Here is a 19,337-nt window from a genome sequence, read left to right as displayed (position 1 = left end):
GAAAAAGCTCTGTTAGTTAGAGCTGTAGATTTCAGCTAACAAAGATGGATCGCGAGCGATTGGCAAGTAAATCGCGCGGGAGCGGATTTCCAAGCCTTCGTCATGGTCCAGTTCTTTGGTCGTGATATGACACTCACGGGCTTTGGCGGAGCTGGCATGCAACACATCCGCTGGTGCGCGCAACATGCACCACAAGTCATTTACCCCAACTGGGTAAGAAGCGCCCTTTGTAGCCACTTCATCCGCTTCGTCGGCAATAAACTTAATACCACAAATGTTGATTTCGCTTGGATCGTCGGCAAAAGCCACGACACGTTTCGCGTGAATTTCATCACTGTAGAATTTTTTGATGCTGTCGTGGTTGAGAATCTTCTCAATCATTTCCTGACCAATGCGACACTCGACACCTTGCAGCGTTAAATGACCATGCTTTTTGGCGTTGTCTACGGTAGCTTTGCGCAGCCCTTTCAACAAAGCAGGTACATCTGTTCCTGCTGTGCCGAGCTTCAAATCCAACTTACGCTCATCCACACCCAGCACTTTATGCAAATCCACTAGAACCGCACCTTTTTTGTTTTTCACTTTGCCTTTCAATGCAGAATAGGCAGTAAATGCAGCAGTATAACGATGGTTGCTTTTGTGCTTACCCATATGGCTCTTGACCAAAGCCGCCAATTCTTGGGCTTTGATCTTCTTATCACGAAGTGAGCCAATGCGTGACAGGTCACTAGGAACAATCCGCGTATCAAATGGATAACGAATCAAATGCACTGGTACTGCGTTTTCAGCGTCGTGTTCGTCGATGTTGGGGTTTTGGCCGATTTCACCTGGCATCAAGACTTGAAGTTGTTTACCAGACTTCACAATCATGACGGTACGGTTTTCGACATTCTCCACTTTAAACATGTTTAAAACATCAGTATCGATGTGAACCGATGCATTAAAACCCGCTGTCAGTGAGACAAGTGAAAACGCCTCGTGATCGAATAATTCTTCCATTACTGTGACCCTTTTTTGATAACAATGAATGCTTTTTCAAGCTGTTCGGTGATGGCCGTTTTAATCGGCTCCGTCACCCCGTCTGGCCATGCGATGTAGAGCGTATTGAATACCGAGTTCGCCCAGTAAACCTTGCCGCCGCCAGCATGAATGCCGTAAGCATCGCTACCATCGTAGCCTTCCGCTTTTACATTTAGTGCTTTGCCTTCTTTGGTGACGATAGACCACTCTGGTTGCGTCGCAGCGGCATCGATTTGCTTGATGCACATCTCGCCGCGCTCGTGGGACCAAAGGAGTATTAAAGAGTCCGATACCTTGTTATGAATCTCTTGCATTACGCATCCTCAATCAGTTGCAGCATGTCGTAGCTCTCTTCTTTGTGAGACTCCAAACCGCTGGTTAATGAAATGTCTTCGTCTTTTTTCGCGGCGGCTTCTTTCAACGCTTTGGCCGCGGCTTCTTCACTGGCGTTGTCTTGAATAAGCTGGCCTGCCATTTCGGGGACACCAGCGGCCTTTGCAAGATGGTTAATCTTTTTCGCCAGCTCTGTTTGATTGTTCGCTTGAGCAAGGGACGATTGCTGTAACGCAACGATTTGCGCTTTTAGGTCGCTGGTTTCCGCTTCGTGGGCCGCGTTGATTTCTGCGACTATTCGTTTGTGTTTTGCATCTGTCATCATGGTATGAATCTCTTCCTCTGTTTTGATGCCATCAATTAGGCCGTGGGTGAGTAAATCGCGAGCACCAAACATCTTGGCTTGCAGTGCTTTAACTTGAGTGGCGTCAATGCCTCGGTTTTGCGCCACCAGTTGAAAAAAGGCATCGCCTAATTGGTTCACCATGGCTTGATGGCGTTCGCGCTCTGCCTCACTCAATGCCAAATGCGGTGAGCCGTCGGCTTTGGCTTCGCCTGTGGTGAAGTAGGTAATGGTCTCCTTATCGTTATGAACTTCACGACGACCAAAGATCACACCAATGGAACCGGCCATGCTGTGTGGGCTGGCGTATAGCTCGGTACATGCACTGGCCAAGGCGTAATTGGCAGAGTACGAACCGCCATTGATGAAGCCAATCACCGGCTTTATCGCCCCAATTTCTTTGATCAGGTTAGCCAGATCAAAACAACCGGATGCCTCACCGCCGGGGCCGTCGAATTCCACAAAGATGTTCTTCACCGAACTGTCTTGAGCAAGCACATTGAAGCTTTGCCGCAAGTCTCGATAAGACAGGACTTGATTACAATTCGCGTCTAGCCCATTGAAGCGGTGCGAGGTGGGACCAAAGACAGACAAGTGACAAAAGGTGTCGACTCGTCCGCTTTTTTCGCCGCCTAAAAACAGGCTTGGGTTCTGGTAAAACTGTTTGAGTAACTCAAAGTTGGCCTGATGAGCGTCAATCGTCATCATCATCGGGGAGTTCGTCATCAACTGCAGAAGATGCCGCATCGTTTATTCCTCTTGATTGTTTCGCTTCTTGGCTTCGTTGAACGCCATCCAAATGTTTATCGAGTGTTTTGCCGCGACTATTCGAGACTTCTTCCAATGATGTGATGTCGTTTTGAACTTCTAACACCAGCGCCTTAGCGGCTTTGAGTGGGTCGATTTCTTCCCATTCTGGCCAAATCCATGTGGGGTTGAGATAGGTGTAAGGGTTCTCGAAATAGTTAGGCAAACTTTCAGACGTACCAAGATGGAACGCGTCTATTAACCAGCCTAGAATCCGGTTAAACGCAGGGCCTAAAACGATGCCTCGTAACTGCCCAACTAAGCGGCGATGGTTGATCATGCCCGCACGAATACTAGAATAGTTAACTTGCGTTAAATCCCCCGTTAGCATTTCGTAGGTAATGCCCAACAGCCCTGCAATCATTCGCAACACTTGGTTGTTGTGCTCTTGATAGTTGCCTGCAATCTCGGCGGGTGACGCGGTTTTAATCTCTTTCACACCATTCAAGAAGGTCACACCACCCGCATTGTGAACAAGGCGCTGGGGCGTTCTTTGACTGGCTGGGCCGCTTGCGGTTTGGCTGACCTCGGCTTCTTTGAGAGCAAATACTTGTTGGCCTACGCGCTTCATCCGAGACTTAATCTCGACGGTTTGATTGTCTTGGTATTGCTTGGCGAAGTCGGCACCAGGGGAAATCCAAGGCTGAGCTGTACTTTGCGATACATGCACAACGTCACGAAGGTGGATCACGTCTTCAGCGGGTATCCAGTTCACCGAATCTTCGTCAAAATCTGGGTGATCTCGTGGCAGTTTGTAGAAGGCGTACTTTTTCACCTTGCCGTTTTTGGCGTACATGATGCCGCCACGAACGTAACTCCCCGCCCCCGTTTGCTCTAAACCAATCGCCAAACTTAGCGGGCTAACGACCTGTATTTGCAAAGGTATGCGGTGCAATGTTCGACGACGCACAATGAACGCGCTGCCATCCAATAACATGGTGATAACGGCTAATGCCTGAACACCTGCAAAGTTGGTGTTTTCGTAAAAGTCACAGTAAAGCGTCCATTCCTCAAAACTCTGAATGAACGACTCACTGAACAAATTAGGATCGAAAACCGGCTTTGCGCCGCCACCAATACAGCTTGCACGAAAGCGAGACGCGCCCACTCGTAACAAAGGATTATTACGAATAAGGTGATGACTGGCGGTGATCTCTTTTAAAAGAACGTTTTCGCTTTTCTCGTTATCATGCAGCTCAGCGCCTTTGAATAAGGGCGATTTAGCAACACTGGAATAACTCAAAATATCACCTCGACATCTACGCTTTCCATCAAGGGAACTGACTGCAAATCGCTGATCATTTGGCGCTCTAACGAACGCAGTTCTGACAAGCTCACTTCCGTGTATTGCATGGAAGTTCGGCCACCTTGTGGCGTGGTGTATTCGACGCGGACTTTGCGCTTACCTTGCACTAGGTCGGTTATCGCTTGCTGGACGATTTTTAAGTTGTCATCAGTAGAATAGATCGTCATCAGTAGTCTCCATAATCTGACGTTTCGTAATAATCGCCGTAGTCAGTTTCGATAATATCGTCTGTGATTTTGTGGGCGTTTGGATCAATCAAGCCAAGCGGTTCTTGGGGTGACGCGTCTTGTATTTCGGGTCGTAAGAAGTCGTAAAGCCACAGCACGTAAACGAGCAAATCCCAAGGCTCGTTGCGCTTTTGATCGGGCTTTTTGTCCCACTTCACATTGCTGCCGCTGCCCTTTAACTCCTCGGCAGTGAGCATTTGGAAATAGACCAAATCGAACACATCGTTTACGGGAAAGTGAATGTAGTTCTTGCCTGGCATTTCGTTGTTTAAACGTTCTGCCGCTCGGTTTTTCAGTTGATGAACGTTAAGGCTGCGATACTCACACCGCGCTTCGGGATGAACCTTGTATGTGAGTGTGAATTCAGGTTTGAATTTGGTTTTTGCATTCCCTTCCCCACGAATGGCAAAGATCCAACCTTGGTAAGGCGCGCAAAACTCCAGCATGGCTTTCCACGCATGGCCGTTACAGTCCATAGCCGCCGCAAACACGCCAATGGTTCGCCCATCGGATAAGGTGAATTCGGTTTCTAATTCACGAATCAGGTTTTGCTGAGTCGAGACATCTTCAGGGTCACCATGGATTTTCCCGTAATGAATTGCCCACATTTCGCCACGCTCGCCAACCGCCCAAAAGTGATAATCAAAGCGGTTCTTTTGGGTATCAATCGTCGCCAAGACACAGCGCACTTGCTCAGGCAAAGATTCCATTGGCGAGTAGTATTCTCGCCGCTTATACAATGCTTCAAAGTTGTTGAGCTTGTGCGCTCGTGATGCGTCCGAGTACTCCACGCCCACCTTCGTGTTCATGAAGGTTTGCATTTTGCGCGGGTCTTTTTTCGCCTTGTCGTATTCGGCGGCTATCGATGGCAACGAGGTGTTAGGGTTGTCGTTGTAAGCCGACCAAATATGAAAGCCAGCGTCTATTTTGCCGCGTTCGTTGGTGTCGCCCGGTTCGCCACATTTGCAGCACAAAGCGGAGCCGGTTTCGTCCCATCGTTCTGGCGTTTGATGGACGCCACAGCATTCAAACTCTCGCGTGGCACGCCATTCCCCCGCCTCCACCATGTTGAATTTGTGGTGTTCTTCAATCTTGCCGCCGCAATGAATGCAGACGAAATGCGCGTCTTTGAAGTGTTTAGGCGAGTATCGGAAATTCTCTAACTTTAGGCGTTGCTTGAAATCGCAATGAGGGCAAGGCACATACAAATAACGCTGATCGGTTTGCAGAAACTCACGCGTGATCTTACAAGTACCGGCTTCTTTTGGTGTGGAGCCAAGAACGATCTTGCGTTGTCCTTCACTCTCGGTTCGAGTGATACCGAGATCAATCGAATCACCTTCTTTATCGACGTTATCTGGATAACCCGATATCTCATCCATGAAGAGATACTTGATTGTCACCATCCGAAAGCTACTGGCAGACGTCGCCCATACAACCGATATTTCACCACCAAAAAAGCTCTTTTCATTGGTGGTATTCTTGCCAAATAGACGGTCTTTAACTGGTGCGCTATAGGTGAATACCTTGCCTATCTCACGAGTAGAGAATTTATTTGCATCCCCTTCTGTGTTCTGAACAATCATGATGTTGCCAGGATCATTCGTGATAACCCAAGCAACTGTTGTGTTGATGAATATTGCGTACCCAACACGAGCACTTTTTGATAAAACGATTTTTTCGATCAGTGGCGATTCAAACGCCAACAACCACGCTCGTTGAAAAGATTTAGGCGGGAAAATCTGTGCAGTTGAATTCTCATTCTTCTTCGCCCATTTGATGATCGGCATCTTCATCGGTGGAACGATAGAACTTCGAATAGCGTTCGAGAATTTCTTCAATAATGGGGTGTAATTCATCCAGACCTTTCCCGTTCAACCTTTCAAGAGCGGCCCGCACCACATCATCAACCTGCTTTACATCATCAGGCTTAAGAGAAACGCGTTTTTGTATCTGATTTGACAGGTCTAACAGCTTGCTTTTGACGGCAGATAAAGGGGCGTTATAGAGCTCAAACATAGCCTCAGCAGGTATCAATTCACCTTTGTCTTTTCCATTCTGTAATTGAAGTTTTATGGCAGCCTGCTTTTCCTTCTCAGTTTTCCAATCTTCGAAGGATTTAGGAGAATTTATATTTCTTCTGCTTCCACCCGTTTCCCTTCCCTTATTCGCCTTCATATGGCGGATTTTTTCGGACTGATATTTCACATAGGAACGAACAGATTCCTCAACATTAATTTTTCCAGACCCTAGAAATACCAAGGCATAGCCGTCTTTTATGTGATTACGAATTGTTCGTTCAACTACACCTAATGACTTCGCAAGCTCTTTAATCGTGCTCATTGCAAACAATTCTCACTAATAACGAATAGATAAGACAAAGCGGAATGGGAAAAACAAGCCATATTTTTAAAAAATTCTGAGAGGCCGCGAGTCTTAGACCCGCAGAAAAAAGGCCCCTATGGCGAGTACCTTTTCTTTATAAATCAACAACTTATATACATCAAAAAACATTAACCAAGCGGTCAACAATGACGTAAAAAAAGCCATTTTTAAGCATTTTTGCTAAAAATACACACTGACTGTTTTTGTCATTAAAAATGCAGCAAAAACACACCATCAAAAACAGGCCAAAATTCCCCTAATTTTCACGGTTTCTAGGGGTCGTTTTACGTTGAATTTTCACGTCTTGCTCTTTGACTCTTGGAAGACCAACTTCAGGGTCTCCAAGCTGCTCTAAAATTGAGTCAACGGTGACTTTCAAAAGCTTATTTGAGTAGCGTTTTTCCAGCCAACGAAGGCCAATAGTGATGGCTCGACTGACAAATCGTTCGACAACAATTTCCCATTTGATTTTTAGGATGGTGGCTTTCAGTGCATCCATCGCCAAGCTCATGATCAAGCCTGGCAAATTGCCAGTTATCAAGCCAAGAAGACCTTTTATAATCGTGCTCATACGTATTGCTCCTTATCGATTCCGTACAGCTCAAACGGAAAGTTATTGATGAACTCATGCACCGTTCCAGCGCCATGAATCGTGTTGTAATGATCTTTCCAATATTCGCCTAAAGCCTTGATATTATTGGGCTCAGGCAATGATTGAGGTTTACGCCAGTAATGAACACGACACATGGCCACGGCGTATTTGATGTTGCTCATCAGCTCTAATTCGTCCGGTACACCACACACTTCGAACACGCTATCGGCTTCACCACTAAGCAAGGCACGAAGATCATCCTGCAATGAGGATTTGTACTTAATGAAGTTGCGCCATAAGTCCGCATGCGTTGCTGGCTCCATCTGGATCAAACCAAGTGCTGGACCTTTGCCAAGCTGCTTCAGATGCGTGGCGCGTGACTCTTGTGTAATCGTCCCCATAACCAACTGTTCTGCGGCTTCGCTGTACATTCCAAGGTTTGAAAGCGTTGGTAAAACCACATACTCACGCAATTGTTCTAGGTTTAAACTCATTTGTTACCCCAAATATTAATGGCAATAGTGACAACAGCGGTCACCATTGAGGCAATGATAGTGATAGCCTTCCAGCTACCAAACGCAGTATTAGTACGGCTTTCAATGGTTCGAATACGGCTTTCATGGTCATCAACCACCTTACCTATTCGCTTCATGCCATCGTCATGAGAAAGGTGCCGCTCTTCTACTCGTGCGACTAATGCAGTCAGACGTGAGACAGACTGAGCCATCTCGCTAGTTGCTTTACGCAGTTCACCAAACTGCTCTCTGTTCTCTTTGCGTTGAGCTTCTATTAGCTCGCGAAAATGATCCCATTCGTTGGCCATAGAAACCCCAGAAACGAAAAAGCCCCGCAAAAAGCGAGGCCCAGAAATGACAAAGCCCCGCACTTGGCGAGGCCTGATAAGTTGTGTTGCCGTCAGACATAAAACTAACAGCGTGAAGAAACTTTAACGCCTAATTCCCTGCCTCGCAAGCCTTGCGCGCGCAAAAGCAAAATGTCGTTCTCTTCTTATGAAAGCGACATTTTGCACATAGAGCCTTGTATTTATTGGGCTAGAGCAACGCGCCTTAACAACTCAATGGCGGCATGTTGGCGGCAAATCACAGTTCTTTTTTGATAAAAACGTTTTGTTCAGGCACAAAAAAACCACCCGAAGGTGGCTTATTAAGACTGTCGGAAGCCTATTAACGAGCATACGCACTAATAAAATGGTATAAAACAGCAGCTATAACGATACAAACAATTAGAGGCATTCATGACAGCACTACCTAACGTTGACCTGATTCGAATAAGTGCAAGCGAATCAATTGACCCAACGAAAAAGGGCTCATTAGGTCAATTTTTTACAAGTCAGCCCATATCAACATACATGGCCTCATTATTTAGTTCTTACAAAGGGGCTATACAATTACTTGATCCTGGCTGTGGCCCTGGCTCACTAACTGCAGCTTTCATCGATGAGGCAGTGAAGCGTGGTGAAACGCAATCGATTGAAGCTAAATTAATCGATATTGAAGAATCAATTACACCTTATATTCTAGAGACAATTGAAGTATGTGAGGCAACGGCAAACAAAAATGCTGTGAAAGCAAAGTTGTCGTTTCAGACCAAAGACTATGTTCTTGCAACGGTCGAAGAATCAGGTCTATTTTCTGGTTCAACATTCAGTCACTGCATAATGAACCCACCATACAAAAAAATTCCATCATCAAGCGATCATCGCAAGGCACTTAGCTCCGCAGGGATTGAAACAGTTAATCTATATTCAGGATTTGTATCTTTAGCTATCAAGCAACTTAAAGATAAAGGTGAATTAGTAGCCATAATACCAAGGTCATTTTGTAACGGCCCATACTACACACCATTTAGAGAGCAGATTCTACGAGAAACAGCAATCAAGCATATCCATATCTTCGATAGCAGAAGTAACGCCTTTTCTGAGGACAAAGTACTACAAGAGAACATCATCATTCATCTAATAAAAGGCGCAGAACAAAGGGAAGTAACGATAACCTCTAGCCCTAATGCTGATTTTCATATCGACGAAGAAAGTAGCTCCATCACAGCGTCTGACATGACAACCAGAACAGTTCCATTTCACAAAATTGTGAACCCTGATGATAAAGATAGATTTTTTCATATTGCTGCAAACAATCGAGACCAAGCAATAATTGACCGCCTGAGTGCTTTCAACTCAAGTTTGAAAGATATCGAAATAGAAGTCAGCACAGGGCCTGTTGTAGACTTTAGACTCAAAGATGACCTAAGAACAGACATTGAAGAAAATGCCGTTCCGTTAATCTATCCAATCCACTTGAATGGCCAAGTAAACTGGCCTAAAGAATCAAAGAAGCCAAATGCAATAAAAGTAACAGATACTTCTAAGCCTTGGCTCTGGAAACATGAAGGCTCATTTGTCATTGTAAGGCGATTTAGCTCAAAAGAAGAAAAACGCCGCATAGTAGCTACTGCATATGACAGCCATCTTCCCGGTAAAATGATTGGCTTTGAAAACAAGCTAAACGTTTTTCACAGAAAAAAAGTTGGCATGGATCGGCACATAGCTCTTGGTCTGTACGCCTATTTAAATTCCACATTACTGGACAAATATTATCGAATCTTTGGTGGTCACACTCAAGTAAATGCAACTGACCTAAGAAACATACACTACCCAAGCGTAGAGTCTCTAAAAAGAATTGGCTCGCAGATAGAAAACCTCCCAATAAACCAAAACGAAATAGACGCGTTAATTGATAAGGAAATCTTTTTGATGACTGGCAATAACGACAACCCACTCAATGCACAAGAAAAAATCCAACAAGCCATCGACATACTTGCACTACTAGGTATGCCACGCGCACAACAAAATGAAAGATCAGCGCTCACCCTCTTAGCTCTGCTAGACTTAAAGCCTAACCAAACATGGCAAAAGATCCAACGACCAATGATGGGAGTCACACCTATCATGTCATGGGCTAAAGACCATTACGGTAAAGAGTATGCACCGAATACTCGCGAGACATTCAGAAGACAAACCCTACATCAATTTACCGCTGGTGCTATATGCCTATACAACCCCGACGAGCCAAATAGACCAGTAAACTCACCAAAAGCTTGTTATCAGATAACAGAGGAAGTTATTAACCTTCTTAATACATATGGTACAACAGATTGGGACGCTGCACTGCGTGAGTTTAAAGGGCAAAGTCATTCGCTTGCCTCAAGTTATGCAATGGAACGAAACATGAGCATGATTCCATTAACGCTGGATGATGGATCTGAAATCAAACTTAGTCCAGGTGAGCACAGCCAGCTAATCCATGACATCGTTACGGACTTTGGCCCTCGTTTTGCTCCAGGTTCAGAAGTGATCTATTTAGGTGACACTGGCGCCAAAAATGATTTTTTTAAACAAAAAAGGCTTGCCGAGTTAGGAATAACGGTAGATAAAAAAGGAAAACTTCCAGACGTAATCCTTTACTGGCCAGAAAAAGACTGGTTGTTACTCATAGAATCAGTCACTAGCCATGGACCAGTAGACGGAAAGCGCCATCAAGAACTCAAAGAGTTATTCAGCAACTCAAAAACGGCTGGCCCAGTCTACGTAACTGCAGTGCCGAACAAAACAATTCTGAAACGATTTATTATGGATATATCGTGGGAAACGGAAGTTTGGGTAGCAGACACCCCTTCACACATGATTCATTTTAACGGTGATAGATTCTTAGGCCCTCACTAACAGAGCCCCTAAAACCTCAAAAGCCCCTCCAGAAAACTGGAAGGGCTTTTGGCGGAGAGTGTGGGATTCGAACCCACGGATGGTTACCCATCGCTGGAGTATAAAACCAGTACCTTAGGCCACTCAGACAACTCTGGAAAACAAAAGCTTTCCGCAGCAAACTGTCTAATCATCATAACTCAAAATATTAATATAACAAGGGGCATTTCGCCCCTTGTTGCTCCCTGCTCTAACCTTCTCCGAAGTGTCGGCCTGTGGCGTTTTTGACTCGTTCGATGGTTTGGTCGACCCATGCGGGGTTGGTTTGGATTCTGGCGAGTTGTTGTTGGTAGTTTCGGATGGTTTGGATCATGGCCATGATGTCGGTGGCGGATACGACGGCGATGCTTTCGGTTATGCCCAAAGATTTGGCGACATCATTAATGAGTTTGAGCTTTTCATCGTCTTGGATCGGGGCGGGTAAGGTTTGTTGCACCGGTTCGGGTTCTGGCTGTTGGGCTTGGTCGAAGGCGCGGATAACTTCTAGGTTGAACTTCGGGCTAATCCACATGGCGTAAGCGTACACCAGTTCTTTGCACACCCAAGTGCCTTTATCAGCTCCACCCCGATTTGATTTAAAAGTGTTGCTCAGATCTGAGCATCGGTCAATTTCAGCAATTAATTCTTGAGTCGTTTCTAAGCGCATAAAATTTGCTGGTTTATGCTTCTGACTCGCGCCAGATACAACATGAAGATCATTAAGGGAATACAATCCGTCGAGTGTGCGGATGTCTTTTGAAGAAATAATTAAATGAGCCATCGTTGGCCTCCTGTTGTCATCGTTGACCACTTCAATAAGGTTGCAATCTTATTAAGGTGGTGGGTCAAGTATCTGGGTTGCAACAACCGCCAACAGGTAACGGCCTAACCGAAGTTAGCCCAAACAAAGACCCACCATAACAGGCGGATTCCGGCCACAAAAAAACACGCGGAGCGTGTTCTAGGCCGCTGTTGTAAAACGGGGTTGCAATCCCGACACTGGATTTTGCCAGTGCAATACTAATGCTAGATCAATGGACGAGAGCGGTCAACTGGATTTGCGAGTCTTTCGATCTTTTCGTTACTTTTTTCATCAAACGCTATTTTTTCTTCGGCCTTACTCTTTAGATAGAATTTATTCTCAGCGTAGTTTTGTATATCTTCTTTAAAGCTATCTAAGATGAAAAAAACAAGTTCTTTTAGCTGAATAATAGACTCATCAGACAAATCAAACTCATCATCCTCTTGCTCAAGGATTTTTGATCCATGACTTATTGAATTTCTATTACCTAAAAAGCATCTATCCAAATATGGTTTTTTTGTAGTTATTATGCTTTTCTTACCCAACCCTATAAGATCACATATCTTCTCAAATATATCTGGATTCAAATTACTCTTGGTATCAATCAACTTATTATTTCTATCTTCAAAGTAATCTGAATTTATTTTAAAAGGAGCCCTATCTTTTCCTGAAAATTTTTCAAGAAAAGAAATTTCATTAGAAAGAGATATACTCTCGCCACTTTCATTTACTTGAGCAATTAAAGACTTTAGCGCAATAGCGTTAAAATTAATTGTTAAGTTTACGTTTCTTTCCTTTAATTCACTAACATAGCGAAGATATAGCTTAGAAGCATTCTTAACGTAACCTTCCCAATGTGAATATAAAACCAGCAAGAGAGATTTTCTAAGAACCTCCAACTCACTGGACCCAAAGAGGCTACTTATATCAGATACCTCTTTTTTTCTCCAAGCCAAATCTTGATCTAGAGAATCTATAAGAAAATCTAACTTCATTCCTAAAGTCCATCAAAAACCCTGAAAGAGAGATCTGTTAGCTTTTGGAACCTTTGCACGGCCTTGGTACCATGTTTAGTTGCACTTACATAATCATCTTCTTTGAAAATTGAAAAAATCGTTTCAACAATTTCATCATGTTCTAAATCAACTATTTTATCAAAGTTAGCAGAAAGACCAGGTAAAATCACTTCAAATGAAGATAATGAGAAACTCTTACTAAAAGCATCTTTTGCTTTATTGAGAGTATTAAAAACTGGAAGTTTCAAATCCTTCCTAACCCAACTCAAAACTCCCTTCAAATGATTAAGCTCATCATTTAAATCAAAATCTTCATCTTTTATCAGCCTTGTAACCTCTGAATCTATGAAGTCACGAACATGAATTTGTGAAAGTTTATATTTTTGATAATCTATCTTATTACCTATTGTAATCAAATATCTAGTTATTAGTTCCATACGATATTCAGTATCATTTTTAGCATCAGGCAACTTTATTAAAGAAAGAAAATCTTTATCCTTTTTAAAATCATCTATAGATTTAAAAAAGTCACCGTCAAGCATAATCATTAGACAATTTCTAATTTCTTGATCTGAAAGATGCAATCCTCCAGTATTTAACCTCTGAAAAACTTCAAACTGGGCAATTTCACTATTCTCTGTAACTATGATATTGACGGTAATTTTCGCCCGCTTTATCATTCTAACCGTTTCTAATGGTAAAGTTTTCCAAGTTTTACCTTCAAGTGAAGGTATATACTTTGTTGAATCTAACTTAAGAGGTGGAAGTTTTTCCAGCTCACCTGCAAGCTGCAATATAGTAGATAAGCGCTGAACACCATCAACCACATCCCACATACCACTACTTCTCTGTGAAACAAATATCGGTGGAATGGGTATACCAAGAATAAGAGACTCAATAAAGTTAGATTTCTGCTCATTATCCCATCTGAAAAGTCTTTGATAAGCTGGTTCGAGAAATATCTCCCCATCTTTGTATAAATTTATGAGTTCCCCAACACTCATATTGTATGAGTCAGCCTTTATATCCTTCCGTGCCGAAGAAACTTCGGCTAACAAGCTTTTATTTGACATATAAATCTCAAGTTAAAACGTAAATATTAACGAGATTCTATGCTCTATACCTCATGCTAGCAACCTCCCCCACTCCCCCAACGCTTTGCGCATCTGTTCTCTCGAATGGGTGTGCATGTAGCGTTTGTCCAGTCCGTCCCGTTCGTGGTTGAGTAGCATTTCCCCTATTACCCAGTCGATGCCCATGTCTTGCCAACTGTCGCGGGCGAGTTTGCGTATGTCGTGGCTGGTGAACTTGATGCCCACGTCGTCGCTGAGGCTTTGATACCAACGCTCTATGGTGCGTGTGGTAATGGGTTTGATGCCTTTGACGCTGAATATATAGGTGCCACGTTTGGGCAGGCTGTTGATGAGGTCCATGGCGTGTTGGGTGATGGGCAAGCGGTGCTCGGTGCCGTTTTTGGTGTTCTCTGGTGGTAGGTACCATTCCAGTTGGGTGGGCGAAAAGTGTTTCCATTCGGCAAGGCTGGTTTCGCCTTCTCGTGTGGCGTGGAGTAATTGGGTCATGAAGAAGACGCGGCGCTTTTTGGCTTGCTTGTTAATAGCAGCGAGTAACGCGGGTAAATCGTGGGGTTTGAGTCGCCCTGGTTGGCTGTCGGGCTGGGAGGTGGTGAAGCTGCTAAGCGTAATGTTTTTGGTGGGGTTGCTGGCAATGAGGCCGAGTTCATGGGCGCGGGTGAAGGCGGTTTTCAGGGTGCCAAGCACGCCTTTTATGGTCGATAGCGCATAGTCGCTCTGCATGGGCATGTAGAGCTGCTTGTACAGTAAAGGCTTGTCGATGTCGTTGAGTCGCACTTGGTCGAGCTGGCTCAGTAGATGGTTGCCTATGTAGCTGGACGAGGTGGACACGTAATCCGACGAGTAGGTTTTGTCGGCGTCGATGTGCTGCATGTACCACATTAAGACTTCACCGCCTGTTTGGAAGGCGGACACGGTGAGGCTGGCTTCCCGATCGGCCAAGGCGTTGGCACGTATGGCTGGGAGTTCGGCAAACAGGGTTTTGGCGGTGACGGCTGGCCATTTGGCAAGCTTGGTGCGCTGGCGCTTTTTGCCTTTGTAGACGACATCATAAAAGGTGCCACCCGTCCGCGCCGCGTTGATGTGGAGTTCAACACGGCGCGCATCGTAGAGGTAACGTTTGTCTGTTTTCAGGGCGGCTTTGATGGTGGTGTCGGTTATCTTGGTGGTGCCTTTGGTCATGCAATGGCCCTTAACTGTTCCTCTGTGAGTCGTGCGGCCAGTTCAGTTTGCAGCTTGAGCAAGAAGCGTTTGCGCCCTTCTGCTATGTTGTTGGCGAAGGTCTTTTCGCTTGGTGTTGCGTGGGCGGGGCCAAGACGTAGTTCGGCAGCGAAGGTGGGCAAGGTGGCGGCAATTCGGGCATTGGTAAGCGGTTTGCCTTTTATGGTCTTACGCCCTTCTGCCAGCACCGCAGCAAACAGGCAAAGCTTTTGCATTTGTGACAGGTCACAAAAGAGCCAATCAAAGCCTTTGTCTTTCACGGATAAGGCGCGTATTTGTTTGATCATCGCGGCGTTGCTGTCGCCACCGCCGCCAAAGGTGGGCGTGATGCCCAGCAATGCCGATTCACAAATTCGTCCTGTGTTGCCAACTCCAGACCAACCCGCATCGGCTGAACTGGATATGAGGTACGTTACTTGATCGTTCACGATCCGCCATCCTAGCGCTCCTAATGTGTTGGGTTTGTCTCGATTTAGCCAGCGCATTGTTTATTGATTCCTATATAAAACGTGGTTTAGCGGTTTAGCGTCCGCTACTCTTAATCTAGATCTTTAAGAAAACTCTGATACCTTTGCCTCCAAACGATTGAGCTTAGCTATCTGAAGCTGTGTTTTGGTGTATTCCAGTTGCTGCTGGGTATGACAAAGCTCGGCTTCAAGTTGAAGACGATCTTTTAAGCCAAGCTTGTTCCATAACCAGTTTTTAAACTTATCCATCATTAACTCCTCAGTGCTTCTCGCAGTTGATTTACTTTTTCACGGCCAAACACTCGACGACGTAATAGCTCGCTTTCGCTGATTTTCTCGCCGTATTGCTTGGGTTGAATAACGTCTCGTTTGAATCGCTCGCCACGCAACCACGCTTTGCAAACATCTTTGTACACTTTGCCAAAGGCTCGCTTGCCTGCTCCGATATCGCGGCGGCGTAGCTTGGAGAACCCGACTCGTCGCCCTGCTTCGTACACCGCGTCGTGGGTTGGTTTCCAGTGCGCTAGGTCGTGGGCGTTGTTGGCCGCTTCGAAGTACGCCGCGTCGGCTGCTGGGAATTCATCAAACAAATCGTACATGGTTCGCTCCTACCAATCGGTGTCGTGAATGTCTGTCAAACTGTCGCTAACTTGCTGCTTGGCCACGGCTGGCGGCGTCGGTCGCTGTGCGGCAAACTTCATGGAATTACGCATCCACAACCTCCAAGCCGCGATCCAATCAAGCATCTTCGAGCCCTTCGCTCGGTGATAATCCAAGAACTTATTCGTCTCGACCCGCCAATCATTCGTGATTTGATTCTGTGCCAGCCAATCGAGCATTCGCTGATCGACCAAGAACTCATCCGGAACGCCAGAAGCACGTTTTGGTTTTTTGGGTTTGGGCGGAACGGCCAAGGAATTAGGATCATTGGTTTTTGTATTACTAGTAATATAATTAGTCGGATTTTTTTCCGAGGTTTCTCGGATAATTTTCCGAGACTCTTCGGAAATATTTCCGTCCTCTGGATAAATTTCCGCTTCGTTGCTTTCGGTCACTCGGATTTTTTTCCGACCTTCGGAAGTGCGCGTGTTATCTGGGATTGGTTCGTTTTGGTCAATCGCATTCCAAAGCTTACCTTTCGCTGTTAGGGCGATGTATTGGTAATGCATCTTGTCTTTTATAACGACCTTCAGCTTAATGATTCCAAGCTTCTCTAGGCTCTTCAAATGGCGAACAATGGTGTCTTCCTTATCTGTCACCATAGGCAATTCAGACAGCAGCTTAGACTTGGCAAACCAGTAATAGATTTCACCATCCATTAACGTACCATCCGCCCAAGAAGACGCTTCACATACAACCGACAGCACAGCGCATTGGGGCAAATTAAGCCCCCATTCCAGTGCTCTAACTTGGTTGATGTATAGGCTGTATCTCATGCCGTTCCCCCAATACTCAACGCTATCGCCATTGGTTTAACCCAAACAGGTGCATTGGAAAGCAAAAAGGTCTCGCCTGATCTAGCCAATAAAATGGTAGTCCCCATGACTTCGGCAATGGCCTTTGCAGCCGATGGAGGAACCGCATTACCAATGCGCTCACGCCATGCTTCGTCATTCAGCCCGTCAAGCTCCAAGTACTCTTCTGGCTCAATGAGTGATTGAAGAGCGGCAAGCTCTAAGGTGGTAAAAGGACGGTGCCATGTACCGTCTAAAGAGCGAATGACAGCAAGACATTTTTCAGTCGCTTTAGGTAAGCGAGGGTCGGCAACAGACCAGCGGCCATTATCATGAGAGGCAGCCGCCGAAACCGCGCCGGAAGAACTATCCCAAGGAATGACACCGTAATGCCCACCACCGTAATAACTGTCTCCTTTTTGGCGCTTCATACCAGGACGCGGATCAGCCACCGCAAAGGCACCTTGCCCCGTTGTACTTCCCGCAATGACAGTTCCTGAAGATCGATCAAAATGCGTTACGGCATATTTGCTCGCAAAGCCGTTTCCGCGAGGATCGGCAACCGAAAAATTGCCGTTTGTTGGTTTACTCTTTCCGGCAACAGTCCCCATTGATTCATTCCAGTCATTTACACCCATATAGCCATTGCGATGTTCAGGCATGATCACGTAATCACGCAAATACCCATCTTCCATCGCTAAACGCTCAAGGCTTCGCCAATCTTTGCCAGCTTCAACAAACGCCAGCCGCACCCATGTTTTCCATTGAAGACGTGGAACTCTATGCATTACCCCACCGCGTTTGTCTCCTGGTAATGGCATACGATCCAAGACAGAACCCACACTTTTCAGGCCCTTATAGGTTGGCTGATACAAAAAAGGTGGTATCTTTTCAATGTGACGAGCGACCAGCAAAAAACGCTTACGGCTTTGAGCCAAGCCACCAATATCACCGCAATCATGCGTCGTTTCAGAAACGGCATAGCCAGCAAAAGAAAGCAGCTGATTAATTTGGTCTAACAAATGTCGCCCACGAGTTGCCAAGCGAGGGACGTTTTCAAAAACAATTAGATCAACAGGGTCATCTTTCCATGCTTCAATCATCAACCACACACAACGAAGCGTCAGTTCATTAAGAGCCTGATACTTAGGCGTTACCGACTTTTGCTGAGACAGCAAGCCACTCGCCCCTTTACACGGGGAGCTAATAAACACCACATTTGGCGCTTGGTTCTTTGCGGCCTTTCGAATGTCGGCTGGCGTGGCTTCTTTCCAGTCTTTACAAGGTTCTTTGCCATGAAAACGGGTGTACTGATCACGAGTGAACAAATCCATCAAGGTACCTTCCACACCCGTCAACGTTTTGAAATCACGAATGGCCGAAGGCTCAACATCAATGCCACCAAGGCATTCAAACTTACCTTCTAAATTACCTACCTTTGGGTTCGCTTGGTTAAATCCTTTTGCACCGGCACCAAGGCCACAGCAAAAATGAAAGTGCGTTATCGTTTCAGTCGTCATGACTCACCCCTTAATCTGTTTCTTGCTGTGCTCAAGCACGGCTTCACGAAGATCCATAAGCGCCTCGATGGCTTCGGTGATTTCCCGCTGGCATTGCTCTTGCTCACGCATGGTCAGCTTGCCGTCTTCCATGGATTTATGGATCATCGCCAACACATCGCCGTGCTCTTTTCCGACTTTCAGCACAGATTCCAGAATGCCCAGCGGTGCGGCTTGCTTCGTCTTAATGCTTAGCTCCATGCCCATAGCGCGGTAAATGGCATGGTTGCCAGTAATCAACTGAAGCGCCACGGCCTCACGCAAAGACATCTTGTGCGTTTCCGTTTGCGGGTTTGCCTTGTTGATCAAGACTTGGTGCCCTACGCCCATCAGCGGCGCGATTTGCTTCGCAGACAGCTCCGAGTTGTGCACCGTGTCGTAAATGGCTTGGTCGATGTGATCCATTGTTTTCTCCTGATAAATACAAACGTGTGCAAACCTTGAAGCCACGTTTTTAATGTTCTAAATTCGGTATTCCATTACTCAGAAAGCAAGGAAAGCGCATGAATATTGAGATCTACACGGACACTGTCGCCCTAGTGAAAACCTTCAAAAATGTAAAAGGCCCGATCCCAAGAACAGGTGAAATCCTGTCTCTAAAGCAAGATCCCGACTTAGTGGAAGACGTTGATGAATTCATCGTCAAAGAAGTCAAATACGTTCTAGAAAACAATGAACTAAGCCCTATCATTCGGTGCATGCCGTACTTTGGCGCTCATTCCCGCTCCTTCGTTATTGAAGACTTCGGATGGGATGGGAAGGCTGGATAACTGCTTAAGGACCTGATTAAGCATTTCGCCAGTCGCGTTTAACTGGTGAAATGTGTCTGTTTCACTTAAACCAGCATTATTCAAATGACCAGTGGTTCCCCATAGCTGCACTCTTAACTTAGAAAGAGACTCCTGCACTTCGCCTAAACTGCACTTATGCTTACTCATTGTTTTCTCCTGAAATAAC

Annotated in this window: 22 protein-coding genes; 1 reads left to right on the top strand and 21 read right to left on the bottom strand. The window is 45.5% G+C overall.

All coding sequences use genetic code 11. The features are described 5' to 3' along the window. Positions 1 to 12: 12 nt before the first annotated feature. The 10 genes from C1X04_RS05665 to C1X04_RS05620 form a co-directional block, all read right to left on the bottom strand. On the bottom strand, positions 13 to 999 hold the full coding sequence (locus tag C1X04_RS05665; protein ID WP_137169389.1) for a major capsid protein: 987 nt from the start codon (positions 997 to 999) through the stop codon (positions 13 to 15). Then, positions 999 to 1,334 carry a hypothetical protein gene (locus tag C1X04_RS05660; protein WP_137169388.1) on the bottom strand — a complete coding sequence of 112 codons (336 nt, stop codon included), beginning with the start codon at positions 1,332 to 1,334 and terminating at the stop codon, positions 999 to 1,001. The genes C1X04_RS05665 and C1X04_RS05660 overlap by 1 nt, the downstream gene beginning before the upstream one ends. Continuing rightward, the gene (locus C1X04_RS05655) at positions 1,334 to 2,443 is read right to left on the bottom strand and encodes a S49 family peptidase (RefSeq protein WP_137169387.1); all 1,110 of its coding nucleotides are present in this window, start codon (positions 2,441 to 2,443) and stop codon (positions 1,334 to 1,336) included. The genes C1X04_RS05660 and C1X04_RS05655 overlap by 1 nt, the downstream gene beginning before the upstream one ends. Further along, complete coding sequence (locus C1X04_RS05650) at positions 2,391 to 3,746, bottom strand: phage portal protein (protein ID WP_175404903.1); 1,356 nt, start codon at positions 3,744 to 3,746, stop codon at positions 2,391 to 2,393. The genes C1X04_RS05655 and C1X04_RS05650 overlap by 53 nt, the downstream gene beginning before the upstream one ends. After that, positions 3,743 to 3,976 carry a gpW family head-tail joining protein gene (gpW, locus tag C1X04_RS05645; RefSeq protein ID WP_137169385.1) on the bottom strand — a complete coding sequence of 78 codons (234 nt, stop codon included), beginning with the start codon at positions 3,974 to 3,976 and terminating at the stop codon, positions 3,743 to 3,745. Before gpW ends, C1X04_RS05650 begins: the two co-directional genes overlap by 4 nt. Further along, positions 3,976 to 5,895: a terminase gpA endonuclease subunit gene (locus tag C1X04_RS05640; protein WP_137169384.1), complete on the bottom strand. Its 1,920-nt coding sequence runs from the start codon at positions 5,893 to 5,895 to the stop codon at positions 3,976 to 3,978. Before C1X04_RS05640 ends, gpW begins: the two co-directional genes overlap by 1 nt. Beyond that, the gene (locus C1X04_RS05635; protein ID WP_137169383.1) at positions 5,795 to 6,379 is read right to left on the bottom strand and encodes a hypothetical protein; all 585 of its coding nucleotides are present in this window, start codon (positions 6,377 to 6,379) and stop codon (positions 5,795 to 5,797) included. The genes C1X04_RS05640 and C1X04_RS05635 overlap by 101 nt, the downstream gene beginning before the upstream one ends. A gap of 298 nt (positions 6,380 to 6,677) precedes the next feature. Continuing rightward, the gene (locus tag C1X04_RS05630) at positions 6,678 to 6,992 is read right to left on the bottom strand and encodes a hypothetical protein (RefSeq protein WP_137169382.1); all 315 of its coding nucleotides are present in this window, start codon (positions 6,990 to 6,992) and stop codon (positions 6,678 to 6,680) included. After that, positions 6,989 to 7,507 carry a hypothetical protein gene (locus C1X04_RS05625; RefSeq protein WP_137169381.1) on the bottom strand — a complete coding sequence of 173 codons (519 nt, stop codon included), beginning with the start codon at positions 7,505 to 7,507 and terminating at the stop codon, positions 6,989 to 6,991. The genes C1X04_RS05630 and C1X04_RS05625 overlap by 4 nt, the downstream gene beginning before the upstream one ends. Further along, on the bottom strand, positions 7,504 to 7,836 hold the full coding sequence (locus C1X04_RS05620; RefSeq protein WP_137169380.1) for a hypothetical protein: 333 nt from the start codon (positions 7,834 to 7,836) through the stop codon (positions 7,504 to 7,506). The genes C1X04_RS05625 and C1X04_RS05620 overlap by 4 nt, the downstream gene beginning before the upstream one ends. 432 nt (positions 7,837 to 8,268) lie before the next feature. Here C1X04_RS05620 and C1X04_RS05615 point away from each other — a divergent pair, with 432 nt between their 5' ends. Then, entirely contained in the window at positions 8,269 to 10,752 is a 2,484-nt protein-coding gene (locus C1X04_RS05615; protein WP_137169379.1) for a BsuBI/PstI family type II restriction endonuclease, read from the top strand. A gap of 229 nt (positions 10,753 to 10,981) precedes the next feature. Here C1X04_RS05615 and C1X04_RS05605 read toward each other — a convergent pair whose 3' ends face one another. The 11 genes from C1X04_RS05605 to C1X04_RS05560 form a co-directional block, all read right to left on the bottom strand. Next, complete coding sequence (locus C1X04_RS05605; protein ID WP_137169378.1) at positions 10,982 to 11,551, bottom strand: KilA-N domain-containing protein; 570 nt, start codon at positions 11,549 to 11,551, stop codon at positions 10,982 to 10,984. Between the two features lie 245 nt (positions 11,552 to 11,796). After that, positions 11,797 to 12,567 carry an MAE_28990/MAE_18760 family HEPN-like nuclease gene (locus C1X04_RS05600; protein ID WP_137169377.1) on the bottom strand — a complete coding sequence of 257 codons (771 nt, stop codon included), beginning with the start codon at positions 12,565 to 12,567 and terminating at the stop codon, positions 11,797 to 11,799. Positions 12,568 to 12,569: 2 nt separating this feature from the next. Then, complete coding sequence (locus C1X04_RS05595; protein ID WP_137169376.1) at positions 12,570 to 13,661, bottom strand: DUF262 domain-containing protein; 1,092 nt, start codon at positions 13,659 to 13,661, stop codon at positions 12,570 to 12,572. 51 nt (positions 13,662 to 13,712) lie between these two features. Next, on the bottom strand, positions 13,713 to 14,861 hold the full coding sequence (locus C1X04_RS05590; RefSeq protein WP_137169375.1) for a tyrosine-type recombinase/integrase: 1,149 nt from the start codon (positions 14,859 to 14,861) through the stop codon (positions 13,713 to 13,715). After that, positions 14,858 to 15,328 (bottom strand): hypothetical protein, encoded by a 471-nt coding sequence (locus C1X04_RS05585; protein WP_137169374.1) that lies wholly within the window; start codon positions 15,326 to 15,328, stop codon positions 14,858 to 14,860. The genes C1X04_RS05590 and C1X04_RS05585 overlap by 4 nt, the downstream gene beginning before the upstream one ends. 123 nt (positions 15,329 to 15,451) lie before the next feature. Then, positions 15,452 to 15,616, bottom strand: coding sequence for a hypothetical protein (locus tag C1X04_RS18420; RefSeq protein ID WP_175404902.1), 165 nt, complete (start codon positions 15,614 to 15,616; stop codon positions 15,452 to 15,454). Positions 15,617 to 15,618: 2 nt separating this feature from the next. Further along, a complete protein-coding gene (locus C1X04_RS05580) occupies positions 15,619 to 15,966 on the bottom strand; it encodes a hypothetical protein (RefSeq protein ID WP_137169373.1) in 348 nt (115 codons plus the stop codon). Positions 15,967 to 15,975: 9 nt separating this feature from the next. Continuing rightward, a complete protein-coding gene (locus C1X04_RS05575) occupies positions 15,976 to 16,803 on the bottom strand; it encodes a hypothetical protein (protein ID WP_137169372.1) in 828 nt (275 codons plus the stop codon). Continuing rightward, positions 16,800 to 18,341, bottom strand: a complete 1,542-nt coding sequence (locus C1X04_RS05570; RefSeq protein WP_137169371.1) for a DNA cytosine methyltransferase — start codon at positions 18,339 to 18,341, stop codon at positions 16,800 to 16,802. The genes C1X04_RS05575 and C1X04_RS05570 overlap by 4 nt, the downstream gene beginning before the upstream one ends. Positions 18,342 to 18,344: 3 nt before the next feature. Continuing rightward, the gene (locus tag C1X04_RS05565) at positions 18,345 to 18,830 is read right to left on the bottom strand and encodes a phage regulatory CII family protein (RefSeq protein WP_254682337.1); all 486 of its coding nucleotides are present in this window, start codon (positions 18,828 to 18,830) and stop codon (positions 18,345 to 18,347) included. 227 nt (positions 18,831 to 19,057) lie between these two features. Beyond that, a complete protein-coding gene (locus C1X04_RS05560; RefSeq protein WP_137169370.1) occupies positions 19,058 to 19,318 on the bottom strand; it encodes a hypothetical protein in 261 nt (86 codons plus the stop codon). Positions 19,319 to 19,337 lie beyond the last annotated feature (19 nt).

It is taken from the genome of Marinomonas sp. FW-1, assembly GCF_005222245.1.
In the GTDB taxonomy this organism is placed as follows: Bacteria; Pseudomonadota; Gammaproteobacteria; order Pseudomonadales; family Marinomonadaceae; genus Marinomonas; species Marinomonas alcarazii.
The sequence above is the reverse complement of the archived record's forward strand: the minus strand, read 5'-3'. Positions and strand labels throughout refer to the sequence as shown.